The sequence below is a fragment of the Aeromonas popoffii genome, assembly GCF_000820025.1.
Taxonomy (GTDB): domain Bacteria; phylum Pseudomonadota; class Gammaproteobacteria; order Enterobacterales; family Aeromonadaceae; genus Aeromonas; species Aeromonas popoffii.
The window spans coordinates 106,369-118,755 of sequence record NZ_CDBI01000025.1 but is presented as its reverse complement, the minus strand read 5'-3'; the positions used below and the strand labels follow the sequence as shown (position 1 = coordinate 118,755).

Here is a 12,387-nt window from a genome sequence, read left to right as displayed (position 1 = left end):
AAAGGGCCCGCGGGCCCTTTTTCGTTGCTTGCTGCTTGCTAGCGCGGCGTGATGCTCAAGTCCTTGGGGCACTGAATGGTCAGCGAATGGACCGTATTGGCGACGCGATAAGGCTTGCCTGCCTTGTAGAGCTTCTTTTTCTCGTCATAGCTGCCCGTCGTGTACTGGGTGGAGTAGAGCGTCTGCTGACGGCGATCCGTCTCCTGGTAGCCCTGGGGGCAGGTCTGGTTGGCCTGCTGGAAACAGGCTGCCATGCTGCTGCACTCGATATAGAAGCCGTGCTGGCTGGCATCGGCCAGGTGCACCGGGGTGACGGTGGGTGGCGACAACAGGGCGCAGCCGGACAGCGCCAGTGCGCCCAGCACGATGAGATGTTTTGACATAGATAACCTGAACAGTGTGGTGTGACAAAGAGTGAGGGGGAGTCTTTTGCTCCCCCTTCGTTATCGGGGCACCGTTATAACCAAGCCGGCGCTCTCAGACCAGTGCACAAATGTAAGAAAATATGACCCCGCCCTAGGTCAGCGCAGCCAGCAGGGCGTCGCTATCCACCTCGTCCAGCTGCTCTGGCGCCAGGAAACGCTCGGCATAGTCGCGCCAGATACCGCTGCCGACGAACAGGGCAAACAGTGCCGGATCTATGTGCTGCTCGCGCACCATGCTCTGCATGATGGCAAGAGACTGGGCCACTGTTTTACCCGACTTGTAGGGGCGATCGCTGGCGGTCAGCGCCTCGAAGATGTCGGCGATGGCCATGATGCGGGCCGGAATGCTCATCTGCTGCCCCAGCAGCTGGCGCGGGTAGCCCTTGCCGTCCATGCGCTCATGGTGACCGCCGGCGATCTCGGGCACGCTGCGCAGATGGCGCGGGAAGGGGAGCCGTTCCAGCATGCGGATGGTCTGGATGATGTGTTCGTTGATCTTGTAGCGCTCCTCCTCGGTGAGGGTGCCACGGCCTATGGCCAGGTTGTAACGCTCCCCCCGGTTGTAGAGATGGGTGGGCACCTTGACCTTGAAGCCCCAGGAATTGTGCTCATCCAGGCTGTCGTGGGCGGGGCGGGGAATGAGGTGGGCCGCCTTGTCGGCCAGCAGCGGTTCGGCGCAGGGCAGCTGCGTGGCGTACTCGCTCTGGCGCAGCTTGAGTTCCTCCCGGCTGATGCCGAGTCTGTCATCCAGGGTGCGGTGCCAGGTGCGGCTGGCGATGGCGTCCAGTCTGGCCAGTTTCTCCGGTGCCATCCACTCCCCCCCGAGGTTGCACTCGGCGACGAAGGCAAACTCCTCGTCCAGGGTGCTCCAGAGCGGGGCCACCTCCTCGCGGGCGGCATGTCGCCCGGATTCCGACAGGCGGGTCGCCAGCGCCTCGATATAGGCGTCGCGCTTGAGCACCTCGAAGCGGGTGCGGATCTCGTGGATCCGGTCGTATAAGGTCTCCAGCTTGGTAGCCTTGTCGACCACGAATTCCGGCGTGGTGACCTTGCCACAGTCGTGCAGCCAGCTCGCGATATGGATGGCCTCCCACTCCTCCTCATTGAGCCGGAAATCGGCGAACGGGCCCTGCTGCTGGGCACAGGCCGCCTCGGTCAGCATCCGGGTCAGCTCGGGTACGCGCTGGCAGTGACCCCCTGTGTAGGGGCTCTTGGCATCGATCGCGCCGGCCATCAGCTCGATGAAGGAGTCCAGCAGCTGTTTCTGCTCTTCCAGCAGTCGCTGGTTCTCGATGGCGGAGGCCGAGGTGCCCGCCAGTGCCTCGATCAGACTGATGCGCGAGGCCAACTCGCGGGCAGAGCAGTCAGGCAGGATCAGCAGCAGGCAGCCGATCAGCTCCTGTCTCTGGTTGCGCAGGGGCTCGGCCACCAGCTGGCAGGGGCCGGGGAAGGGGCCCCAGCTCGCCAGATGCTGCTGCCAGCCATGCTCGTCGATGGGCAGGGTGAGCCGCTCGGTCTGGGCCAGTTTGCCGAACAGCGCCTCCTGCCAGGGGACTTGCCCGGCGGGCAGGGCTTGCTGTCGCCAGCTCGCCTGGACGGCCACCATGCTCTTCTCCTGCTCCAGGTAGAGGCAACCCCCCTGGGCCTGCACCGCGGCTATGGTCTCGTGCAGTATGCGGCTGAGCAGGGAGTCGAAGCGGTGCTCGGCCGCCAGTGCCCGCCCCATGTTCATGAAGTTGCCCAGGGTCAGCCGCATGCCGGACATGGTACGGGCCAGATCGTCGATCTCGCGGATCGCCGACTCAGGCGCCCGACTCTCGCCAAAGTCGAAGTGCTGGATCCGCTCCGCCTCCTGGGTCAGTGCCAGCAGCGGTGCGGCGGTGCGGCGGGAGACCAGCCAGATCACCGGCAGCAGCAATAGCAAGCCAGCCACCGTCCAGCCGAGATTGACCAGTGCCTCGTCACGGGCCTGCTGGTAGAGCAGATCGGCCGACACCAGCAGGGCGATATGGAAGGGGGAACCCTCGCCGAGGGGGGCGAGGTTGACCAGCCAGTCGCTGTCATCGGCGGCGGTCAGGGTCAACTCTACCGGGCTGCTCAGCAGAGCGGGCTGGCGGGTGATCTGCTGTTGCAGCCGGGTCAGCACAGGTTGGGACAGCGCCGACAGCATGGGCAGTTGGCTCAGCTGCTCGAAGCTGGGGAGCAGCTTGGGATCGGCGGCCAGCAGGGTGGCGTATTCGTCGAACAGGATCACCTTGCTCTGCGCTGGCAAGCGCAGCTTGCCGATCATGGCCGACAGTCCCTCTACGCTGGCATCCAGCCCGATCACCGCCCGTTTGTCATTGCTCTCCGCCGCCAGTGTCATGCCCGGCTCCTTGGTGGTGAAGAAGAGATAGGGATTGGTCGTGGCGATCCCCGCGTGCCCGCGTGCCTGTTTGTACCAGTCGCGGCTGCGGGGATCAAACTGGTACAGGGGCATGGCCCGGCGCTCGAGCAGGGTTAGCTGCTGATCGAAGTAGAGAAACTCCCCCTTGCCCTGATGCAGGCTCTGCACCAGCAGGGTGCTGGCGGCGGGCACCTTGTCCAGCTGGGCTCTGGCCCGTTCGGTCAGTTTGCGCACCAGGAAGAAGTCGCCATCCTCATAGCCGGCGTAGACGGCGCCATAGCTGGGGCTGTTGGCCAGCACTTCCGCCAGTTGCGGCAGGTAGTCCAGGCGAGCATCCAGACTGGTCATGGCCGCCAGCTGGCCGCTACGCAGCAGGCTGAGGGACATGCGGGCCGGTCGCTCGTTCAGCTGGAGTGCAAGGGCCAGCTGCTCCCGGTATTGCAGAAAGTTCTGTCGCTCATGCTCCAACCCCTGTCGCGCCCCTTGCTGAAACTGCAGCGCTATGAGGGCGCTGCCCAGCAGGGTAAACAGCAGGATGAAAAGGGTGGCGATATGCACATAGAAGGGTTTACGACCTGGCTTGGCACTTGTCATGGACGCATCCTTGTCACATTGGCGATTGCAGAGATGATCAACCAGCAGTGTGCCAATAGGGTGACAAAAAACACAATAACTGATTGAGTGGTATCAGTATATGGCCTCAGATGTGACGGCCCCCTGCGGGGCTGCCCTAGGTGGTCACCAGGATATGGCACAGCTTGGGCATGACAACCCCCTGTAAGAAGGTGATGGGCGGAGCTTACAACCAGACGATGAGCGACAGCATGCCAGCGTCTGTGACCGGAGAGGGTAACTGTGTCACTTGACGTTCTGCCAGGGCTGGCCTGGCGCCATCCCGGTGCGTGATTCATTCAGGTATCCCGTGCTACATTGCCCCACTTGTTACTGGTCTGTGAATCAATGGAGTGACCCATGTCTGCCATCCCCTATTCTGTACTCGATCTGGTGCCCGTCCCCGAAGGATCCCTGCCGGCCGAGTCATTTCGCCGTTCGCGCGAGTTGGCGCAACATGCCGAGCGCTGGGGCTACCAGCGTTATTGGCTGGCCGAGCACCACAACATGCCGGGCATTGCCAGTGCCGCCACCTCTGTGCTGATCGGCCACCTGGCAGGTGCCACCCACACCATGCGGATCGGCGCTGGCGGCATCATGCTGCCGAACCACTCGCCGCTGGTCATTGCCGAGCAGTTTGGCACCTTGGCTTCTCTCTATCCTGACCGCATCGATCTGGGCCTTGGCCGGGCGCCCGGTACCGATCAGCGCACCATGCGGGCGCTGCGGCGCCTGCGTAGCGGCGAGGTGGATGATTTCCCGGCGGATGTGCGCGAGCTGATGAGCTACTTTGGCGACGAGATCGGCGCGGTGCAGGCGGTGCCGGGTCAGGGGCTTCACCTGCCCATCTGGCTGCTGGGCTCCAGCCTTTACAGTGCCCAGCTGGCTGCTGCGATGGGCTTGCCATTCGGCTTTGCCTCCCATTTTGCCCCCGCCTTGCTGTTGCAGGCGCTGGAGATCTACCGCAGCCAGTACCGTCCCTCGGTGCGCTGGCCCAAGCCCTATGCCGTGGTCTGCATCAATATGATTGCTGCCGACAGCGAGCGGGAGGCCCGCTTCCAGTTCACTACCGTGCAGCAGCAGTTCTTGCGTCTCCATCGCGGTGATGCGGGCAAACTGCCCGCGCCGGTCGTCGAACTTGGTGACGAGTGGTCGCCCCGTGAGCTGATGGCGATGGAGCAGACGCTTGCTCGTTCTCTGGTGGGGGATCCGGATCAGGTGCGCCATGGCCTCAAGGCGTTACTGGCAGAGACCCGGGCCGATGAGCTGATGTTCAACGGCCCCATCGTCGAGCATCAGGCACGGCTGCGCTCCTTCGAGATCGCCGCCGAGTTGATGCAGAGCCTGTAAGCCATGACGGGGGCGAATGTCGAGGTGGATGAGGTGTATTGGAACCCCATGGTGCCGGAGCTGTCTGTCACCGATCTGGCTTGCTCTCTGGCGTTCTATCGCGGCGTGTTGGGCTTCTCTATCCGCTATCGGCGCGATGACCCTCCTTTTGCTTATCTGGAGCAGCAACAGGTACAGCTGATGCTTGAACAGGTTCATCCAGAGGCTTGGCAGGTCGGGGAGCTGGAGGCACCGTTCGGCCGGGGGATAAATCTGCAGATGGAGCTGACCGACATCCAGCCGCTACTCGACCGGTTGCAGCGCGCCGGCATTACGCTTTTTCGGCAGCCCACTGAAGCCTGGTATCCGGTGGGAGATATGCTGGCTGGGCAGCGCGAATTTTTGCTGCAGGATCCCGATGGTTATTTGTTACGGTTTGTTCAATATCTGGGGGAACGACCGGCTGACTGACCAGGATCACAATTTAACCTAATGATTTTAAAGGATTGTCAGGTGGATGTCGGCCATCTGTCGTGTCACCTTTCGCGGCGCAAGCCCTATGCTGGCCCTGTCAATTACCACAAGGAGTGCGAGATGATCGTCAGGAAGTTGAGATTGCAACGGGGTTGGTCCCAGGATCAGTTGGCGACGTTGACTGGTTTGAGTGTCCGCACTATTCAGCGGATCGAGCAGGGGCAGCAACCCGGATTGGAATCCCTCAAGGCCCTGGCCTCCGTCTTTGAACTCGATGTGGCTCAACTGGATGGGTCAGAGCAACAGGAGCGCGAGATGCGAGGGAGTGGCACGATGGATAAAAATGTATTGCAAGTATCGATGGAAGAGCAGGCCGCTATGAAGTATGTGGAGGCGCTCAAGGGTTTCTATTACCATGCTGTTAGCTATTTTTTGGTGATGTGCGGGCTATTTGTGATCAACTACCTGAGCAATCCGGAGTATATCTGGGTCTGGTGGGCTGCGCTGGGGTGGGGGTTAGGATTGGCATCCCATGGTATCAGTGTGTACCAACCCTTCAAGCTATTTGGCCCTGAGTGGGAGCGAAGCCAGATCGAGAAGCGGTTGGGGCGCAAGCTGTAATCTCAAGACGATCACACCTATGCCCATATTTATATTACAGCATCATAGCTAACATCCCTGAATATGGGCGCATCCACGATATGGAGTAATTATATTTTGAGAGCGGCCGCTACCAAATAACCTTGGCTTGCAGCGACTTAATTTCGTGAATAAAATTATATATGGCCATCATTTTTAGATGGTAATATTGTGTTTTTAAGGGTGATAACATGTTGCTTTTACGTATTATAGCTGACACCCCAGTATGGGTCTGGGCTCTGTTTGCTTTTCTCATTGCTACAGGGATAAATGCATTGCGCGATAGAGAGATGAATATTAAAGGATTGTTCATTATGCCACTGTTCTTTTTCTTGTGGGGCGGGATCTCTGTGATAAATGAGCTGGCTTTCTTATTCTGGGGATTAGCTGCTATGTTGGTGGGGTTGATGGCAGGTCATTGGGCTGGCTGGTCTCTCTCGAGCGGTGGGCATCAGTTGAAGAGCAAAGAGGGCTCTCATTTAATTGTCTGGCCAGGAACTCCGTGGATTATCATTTTTGTGATAATTACTTTTATTACAAAGTACACATTGAATGTTTTTTTGAATATAGAACCTGAGTTAAGATTTTCATTGTGGTTCAATATTGTTTTTGGTGTTTTAAGTGGTTTTATTAGCGGTGTGCTTTGGGGGCGTACGTTGAATTTATATTTGACCTATCGACAAGCTAATGCATGCGGTTAACTACCCTCCCAAACTGCCTGATTATATGGAAGGCTAGACTATCGGATGAGTGCAGCCTTCCATCTAGTCACTGTTATGACTGTAAGTTCTGAACATGGAGAAAGAATATGGTGATTCTATATGTTTGTTTTTTTTGGTTTCTGATATCCGCTATCGCAGCATATCGAGAGAATGGAACAAGTATCAGAATTTATTGTGAAGCCCAATGCTTGCTCGATAAGGATACAGCTTATACTGCATATCTTGGAATTCAGGAGTTCTATACCAGCTTAAGTAAAGCACATAAAGAATTTTGTGTTATTGACAATAACTGGGAAGAAGGCGGACTTATAAGAATAAAGGAAAGTGCAGGTTTTCAGGATGTAGTTCACCACTACGCGATCAAAGAGTTGATACCTGGCGATAAGATTTATTTGGTTTCACTGAAAAGCAAGGTGAGAGTCCTTGGAGTTATTAATACGACGAATCGGACGGATGTTACATTTTCATTTTCAAGGGGTGAAAAAGACTCCAAACTAGGTTTGGAAATTATAATTATATTTTCCAATCGCATTAGTAAAACTCTAGCATTTGCGACGGGTACTAAGATTATTTGGAATCGTCATGCAATTGATGAAATGAAAGGCCTCATTCGTGAGTTGGAAAAAAGAGCATAGAGTTGAAATACCTCACAAGGCTATCAAACTTGCGTTTCCTGCCCTACTTCCCTAGCCGTTTATAGCAATATTATATATCAGGGAATTTCATCTAAAAGGTGAGTTAGGAGTTCATGCACGCCTACGTTAGAATAGATGGCTTATATTATCCACAACTAGATAAGCATATTCTTAAACTCGAGAACAATTCAGTTACTACATAAGCAATGATCGGAGATTTCCCCTGTGGGCCCAGATTGGCTACCCCAGCGTGGTTCACAGCAGGGCAATGTGGTCGCCGTTTATTTAGCAATATTGGTCTGTGCTATAGGCGTTTTTAGATGATTAAATCGGTATATGTATTTCTAATTAGGTGATGTTTGGTCACACACAGCTTTGTTGCTCAAACAAATCATGCGGATGCCCTATTTAAGTATCTTAGTATAATAATTTTGGTCATTTTTATCGATTAGCATTTGATAATTGAAAATATTTCATTGTACGAAAAATATATCTTTATTTAATTGATGATACTCATCCATCATCAATATAAAAAACAGCAATCCCGGCAGATTGCCGCAATACCGTTTAGATAGGCGATTTTTTTGACTGATTTTTCATAAATGCGACTTTAGTTGGGGGGGGGGGGCAAGGCTGTTTTCAGTCAATCTTCCTCCAGCCTTTAGACTGCGTGGCTTGCAATAGAAAGAGGGAGGCATCATGCCTCCCTCTCTTTTTAGCCTTGATACTACGTGGACTGGAACTCAAATTCGCTTAAGTGAACAGCATTGCGGCAGGTTGCCGGGCTTTGTTGCTGGTGCGGGTCTTGGCAATCAGTGCGGCATGCACCGCCTGATTGCAGCGCCGCCCCTAGCTGGCGTGAACCGGGCAGGGGGTGGCGATCAGGGCATCATCCTCGTAGCGCCACAGGGTGAGACTGTTGCCCCAGACGCAGCCGGTATCGAGCGCCTTGATATCCTGCTTGCCGGTGTTGCCCATCAGGGCCGCCCAGTGGCCGAACACCAGGATAGGGTCATCCACGTGGTGTTCACGTTGCTCGAACCAGGGGCGCAGGCCGGGTGTGGACTCTCTAGGACCCTTCTTGCACTTGAACTCGAGCCGGCCGTCGAAATAGCAGAAGCGCATGCGGGTGAAGGTGTTGATGATGTAGCGATAGCGCTCTATCCCCACCAGATCGTCTGTCCAGCCATCGGGCTGATCACCATACATGTTGTGCAACAGCCACTGGTACTGGTCGCCGCGCAGCAAGCTCTCCACTTCGCGGGCGCAGTTGCGGGCGGTGCGGGCGTCCCACGCCGGAGAGATGCCGGCATGCACCATCATGATGGGCAGGTCGGGAGACTCCGCCAGCAGGGGACGATGGCGCAACCACGTCAGCAGCTCGTCCCGATCGGGGGCCTCCATCAGGGTTTGCAGCTTGTCTTTCTTCTTGAGCGGTGCGACACCATCGGCCACCGCCAGCAGGTGAAGGTCGTGGTTGCCGAGCACGGTGACGGCGCGGCTTCCCAGCGACTTGACGAAGCGCAGTGTGTTGAGGGAATCCGGGCCGCGGGCGACCAGGTCGCCGCAGAGCCAGAGCACGTCGTTGCCGGGATCGAACTTTGCGAGATCCAGCAGACGGCGCAAGTCGTCGTGGCAGCCTTGGATATCGCCAACAAAACAGTTCGCCATGAAACCTCAGTTAATAATGTGGGGGACGGCCAGGGTAAAAGGCGCTATGGGCGCCTCGAACGGCTGCCCTGACGCATCTTGCAGGGTATAGCTCCCTTCCATCACCCCAACGGGGGTGTCGAGCGGCACGCCGCTCTGATAGCGAAAGGTCTCCCCTTCCGCAATCAGGGGCTGCTCCCCGACGACGCCGGGGCCTTCGACTTCCAGCATCTTGCCATTGGCATCCGTGATGAGCCAGCGCCGGTGCAGCAGCTGCGCCGGGCCGGGCCCCAGGTTCTCAATTTCAATCAGATAGTGGAACTGGTAAGGGTCTTGGGTATCCGCCACATAACTGGGGTATGGGCGGATCACTATGTGCGGGTGTGCCACGGGATCAGGCCTGTTGCTGATCCGCCAGCCAGTTGGCGATCATGACGAACTGCTCCAGGGAGAGATTCTCCGGGCGCAGGTTGCCATCGATCCCAAGCTCGGTCAGCTGGGCGTCGGTAATGAAGTTGGAGAAGCTGTTGCGGATGGTCTTGCGACGCTGGCCAAAGCCTTCGGTACAGACGCGGCTCAGGCAGCGGATGTCTTTGGCGACTATGGTCGGGTTTTTGTGCGGCATCAGGCGCACTACGGCAGAGTCGACCTTGGGGGCGGGTTTGAAGGCGCCCGGGCCCACTTCCAGCACTGGCACTACCTGACAGTAGTACTGAACCATGACGCTCAGGCGGCCATAGGCTTTGCTGCCAGGACCGGCACACATCCGCAATACCACTTCTTTTTGCAGCATGAAGTGCATGTCTTCTACCCGGTCGGCGAACTCGCACAGGTGGAAGATCAGCGGCGTGGAGATGTTATAGGGCAGGTTGCCGAAGATGCGCAGCGGCCCCTTGCCTTCACCCATCAGGGTGCCGAAGTCGAAGCGCATGGCGTCGGCCTCGATCACGGTCAGCTTGTCCTTGAGGGTCGGATGCTCACGCAGGCGCGCGGCCAGATCCCGGTCAAGCTCGACCACGGTCATCTTGTCCATCTGGGAGGCGACCGGTTCGGTCAGCGCGGCCAGACCCGGACCTATCTCCACCAGGTTCTGCCCCGGTTGCGGGTTGATGGCGGCCACTATCTGATCGATCACATAGCGGTCGTGCAAGAAGTTCTGACCGAAACGCTTACGGGCCGTGTGGCCCATGTGCACCTTGTTGCTCTGCACCTTACTGCTCATATCTTTTTTTCTCTACCATCTTGATGGCGTGGTTAATCGCGGTGATCAGACTGCCAGGATCCGCCAGGCCCTTGCCTGCGAGATCCAGCGCAGTGCCGTGATCCACCGAAGTGCGGATGAAAGGAAGTCCAAGGGTGATATTGACCGAACTGCCAAAGCCCTTGTATTTGAGCACGGGCAGTCCCTGGTCGTGGTACATGGCGAGTACCGCATCCGCATCCTTGAGGTATTTGTCCTGGAACAGGGTATCGGCTGGCAGAGGGCCGACCAGATCGATCCCCTCCTGGCGCAAGCCGGCCAGGGCGGGTTCGATCACGTCAATCTCTTCACGGCCGAGATGGCCCCCTTCCCCGGCGTGGGGATTGAGGCCGCAGACGTAAATTCGGGGGTTGGCGATGCCAAACTTGGTTTTGAGATCCGCATCCAGGATGCGGATCACCTTGCCGAGCCGATCTTCGGTGATCGCCATCGCCACGTAGGCCAGCGGGATGTGAGTGGTTGCCAGCGCCACCCGCAAGCCTTCCGTCGCCAGCAGCATCACCACATCGGCGGTGTCCGACTGCTGGGCGAAGAATTCGGTGTGACCACTGAACGAGACTCCCGCCTGGTTGATGATCCCCTTGTGTACCGGGCCGGTCACCACGGCGGAAAACTCGCCGCTGAGGTTGCCGTCACAGGCGCGCTGCAGGGTCGCCAGCACATAGGCGCCGTTGCCCTCATCGAGTTCACCCGCTGCCACGGGGGCACCCAGGGCCACAGGACAGAGAGTCAGGGTACCTGCTCGCTGCGGCTGGGCAGGGGTGTTGGCGTCATAGGGATTCAGTTCGATGGGCAGCCCCAGCAGGGCGGCCCGTTCGAGCATCAGGGCAGGATCGGCAATCACCACCAGCTGGTGGGGCCAATCCTGCTGGGCTATCTGCAGCACCAAGTCCGGGCCTATCCCGGCCGGTTCACCCGGCGTGACGGCGAGACGACGACAGCTCATCAGCTGCCGGCGCCTTCGATCTGGATGTAGGCCTCGTCACGCAGCTCGTCCAGCCAGGCTTGGGACTCTTCGGTGAAGCGACGGTTGTAGATCAGCTGATAGGCGCGCTGTTCCTGGGCTTTGTTGGTGGCATCCTGGCTGCGACGCTCTTCCAGCTGGACTATGTGCCAGCCGTGGGTGGTGCGGAAGGGGGCGCTCAGCTCACCCGGTTGGAGGCGGTTGACCATGTCGCGGAATTCCGGCACGTAGACATTGGGATCAGACCAGCCCAGCTCGCCGCCCTGCACCGCAGAGCCCGGATCTTCAGAGTGCTTCTCCGCCAGACTGGCGAAGCTGGCCTTGCCGCTCTTGATGTCGTGCAGTATGCCGTCCAGCATGCCCTTGGCCTTCTCTTCGCTCAAGATGATGGAGGGCTTGATCAGGATGTGGCGGGCGCGCACTTCGGTCTGTAAGACCTGCTGCTGACCCTTGGTATCGAATACCTTGATGATGTGCAGACCGGCGCCTGAGCGCAGCGGACCTACTATGTCATCCTTCTTGGCACCCTGTACCGCTTCGGCCATCAGGGTCGGCATCTCTTGCGGGCTCATCCAGCCCCAGTCACCCCCTTCCAGCGCCTTGGGACCATTGCTCTCGGCAATGGCCAGCTTGCGGAAGTCAGCCCCCTGCTTGAGGGCGGCCAGGATGCGTTCAATCTTGCTCTTGGCGGCGTTGAGCTGCTCGGCGCTCGGGTTGTCCGGCAGGGCAATCTGGATATGGCCGACATGGTACTGCTGTTGCTGCTGGCCCTGCTTGGCGAGGATGTCTACCACCTGCTTGACCTCCTGCTCCGAGATGTTGATGCGGCGGCGCACCTGGTTGCGGCGTACCTCGTTCATCAGTATCTCGCGGCGCACCTCTTCCCGGTACTGGGCATAGGTCAGCCCTTCGCGGGCCAGCTGGGCACGCAGCTGCTCCACCGTCATCTGGTTGTCGGCGGCTATGCTCTGGATGGCTTGTTCCAGCTGGGTGTCGCTGATCTTGAGGCCCTGACGATCCGCCAGTTGCAGCTGCAGGCTCTCCTGGATCAGGCGATCCAGTGCCTGCTTGCGCAGGGTGGCATCGTCAGGCAGGGATTGACCGCTCTCCTGGGCCGAGCTCTTCACTTTCTGTACCAGGGCTTCCTGCTGGCTGGCCAGAACCACGTCCTTGTTGACCACGGCAAGCACCTTGTCCAGCAGCTCGGGGGCGGCGAAGGCACCCTGGCTCATGGCTCCGAACAGGCCTGCAGTCAGCAGGGAAATCAACGTCTTCTTCATATCCATCTCT

12 protein-coding genes are annotated in these 12,387 nt (G+C 58.1%); 5 read left to right on the top strand and 7 right to left on the bottom strand.

Translation table 11 applies throughout. The features are described from left to right. Positions 1–38 precede the first annotated feature (38 nt). Together BN1129_RS05880 and BN1129_RS05875 are read right to left on the bottom strand one after the other, a co-directional pair. A complete protein-coding gene (locus tag BN1129_RS05880) occupies positions 39–383 on the bottom strand; it encodes a hypothetical protein (protein ID WP_042035112.1) in 345 nt (114 codons plus the stop codon). Between the two features lie 133 nt (positions 384–516). Further along, complete coding sequence (locus BN1129_RS05875; RefSeq protein WP_157013272.1) at positions 517–3,489, bottom strand: HD domain-containing phosphohydrolase; 2,973 nt, start codon at positions 3,487–3,489, stop codon at positions 517–519. 294 nt (positions 3,490–3,783) lie between these two features. Between BN1129_RS05875 and BN1129_RS05870 the strand changes: the two genes are divergently transcribed. The 5 genes from BN1129_RS05870 (at position 3,784) to BN1129_RS05850 (ending at position 7,222) form a co-directional block, all read left to right on the top strand. Beyond that, positions 3,784–4,773, top strand: coding sequence for a luciferase-like monooxygenase (locus tag BN1129_RS05870; protein WP_042035105.1), 990 nt, complete (start codon positions 3,784–3,786; stop codon positions 4,771–4,773). A 3-nt stretch (positions 4,774–4,776) separates the two neighbouring features. Continuing rightward, on the top strand, positions 4,777–5,223 hold the full coding sequence (locus BN1129_RS05865) for a bleomycin resistance protein (RefSeq protein ID WP_042035101.1): 447 nt from the start codon (positions 4,777–4,779) through the stop codon (positions 5,221–5,223). A gap of 123 nt (positions 5,224–5,346) precedes the next feature. Further along, positions 5,347–5,847, top strand: a complete 501-nt coding sequence (locus BN1129_RS05860) for a 2TM domain-containing protein (protein WP_042035098.1) — start codon at positions 5,347–5,349, stop codon at positions 5,845–5,847. Between the two features lie 209 nt (positions 5,848–6,056). Further along, positions 6,057–6,566 (top strand): DUF6622 family protein, encoded by a 510-nt coding sequence (locus BN1129_RS05855; protein ID WP_042035096.1) that lies wholly within the window; start codon positions 6,057–6,059, stop codon positions 6,564–6,566. A 107-nt stretch (positions 6,567–6,673) separates the two neighbouring features. Continuing rightward, positions 6,674–7,222, top strand: a complete 549-nt coding sequence (locus BN1129_RS05850) for a hypothetical protein (RefSeq protein ID WP_042035094.1) — start codon at positions 6,674–6,676, stop codon at positions 7,220–7,222. Between the two features lie 849 nt (positions 7,223–8,071). On the opposite strand, the gene BN1129_RS05845 is transcribed toward BN1129_RS05850, so the two are convergent. The 5 genes from BN1129_RS05845 to surA are packed head-to-tail and all read right to left on the bottom strand — an operon-like array spanning position 8,072 to position 12,377. Then, a complete protein-coding gene (locus BN1129_RS05845; protein ID WP_042035092.1) occupies positions 8,072–8,893 on the bottom strand; it encodes a symmetrical bis(5'-nucleosyl)-tetraphosphatase in 822 nt (273 codons plus the stop codon). Between the two features lie 6 nt (positions 8,894–8,899). Next, positions 8,900–9,262 carry a Co2+/Mg2+ efflux protein ApaG gene (gene apaG, locus BN1129_RS05840; RefSeq protein ID WP_042035091.1) on the bottom strand — a complete coding sequence of 121 codons (363 nt, stop codon included), beginning with the start codon at positions 9,260–9,262 and terminating at the stop codon, positions 8,900–8,902. 4 nt (positions 9,263–9,266) lie between these two features. Further along, positions 9,267–10,094 carry a 16S rRNA (adenine(1518)-N(6)/adenine(1519)-N(6))-dimethyltransferase RsmA gene (rsmA, locus tag BN1129_RS05835; protein WP_042018489.1) on the bottom strand — a complete coding sequence of 276 codons (828 nt, stop codon included), beginning with the start codon at positions 10,092–10,094 and terminating at the stop codon, positions 9,267–9,269. Further along, a complete protein-coding gene (gene pdxA / locus BN1129_RS05830; protein ID WP_042035090.1) occupies positions 10,084–11,079 on the bottom strand; it encodes a 4-hydroxythreonine-4-phosphate dehydrogenase PdxA in 996 nt (331 codons plus the stop codon). Before pdxA ends, rsmA begins: the two co-directional genes overlap by 11 nt. Next, complete coding sequence (gene surA / locus BN1129_RS05825; protein WP_042035089.1) at positions 11,079–12,377, bottom strand: peptidylprolyl isomerase SurA; 1,299 nt, start codon at positions 12,375–12,377, stop codon at positions 11,079–11,081. The genes pdxA and surA overlap by 1 nt, the downstream gene beginning before the upstream one ends. Positions 12,378–12,387: the final 10 nt, after the last annotated feature.

What these genes read in the sequence shown, in the direction of transcription:
- surA (WP_042035089.1), bottom strand. Translation starts at nt 12,377, where the DNA reads ATGAAGAAGACGTTGATTTCCCTGCTGACTGCAGGCCTGTTCGGAGCC.
- BN1129_RS05865 (WP_042035101.1), top strand. Translation starts at nt 4,777, where the DNA reads ATGACGGGGGCGAATGTCGAGGTGGATGAGGTGTATTGGAACCCCATG.
- rsmA (WP_042018489.1), bottom strand. Translation starts at nt 10,094, where the DNA reads ATGAGCAGTAAGGTGCAGAGCAACAAGGTGCACATGGGCCACACGGCC.
- BN1129_RS05855 (WP_042035096.1), top strand. Translation starts at nt 6,057, where the DNA reads ATGTTGCTTTTACGTATTATAGCTGACACCCCAGTATGGGTCTGGGCT.
- pdxA (WP_042035090.1), bottom strand. Translation starts at nt 11,079, where the DNA reads ATGAGCTGTCGTCGTCTCGCCGTCACGCCGGGTGAACCGGCCGGGATA.
- BN1129_RS05870 (WP_042035105.1), top strand. Translation starts at nt 3,784, where the DNA reads ATGTCTGCCATCCCCTATTCTGTACTCGATCTGGTGCCCGTCCCCGAA.
- BN1129_RS05880 (WP_042035112.1), bottom strand. Translation starts at nt 383, where the DNA reads ATGTCAAAACATCTCATCGTGCTGGGCGCACTGGCGCTGTCCGGCTGC.
- BN1129_RS05850 (WP_042035094.1), top strand. Translation starts at nt 6,674, where the DNA reads ATGGTGATTCTATATGTTTGTTTTTTTTGGTTTCTGATATCCGCTATC.
- BN1129_RS05845 (WP_042035092.1), bottom strand. Translation starts at nt 8,893, where the DNA reads ATGGCGAACTGTTTTGTTGGCGATATCCAAGGCTGCCACGACGACTTG.
- BN1129_RS05860 (WP_042035098.1), top strand. Translation starts at nt 5,347, where the DNA reads ATGATCGTCAGGAAGTTGAGATTGCAACGGGGTTGGTCCCAGGATCAG.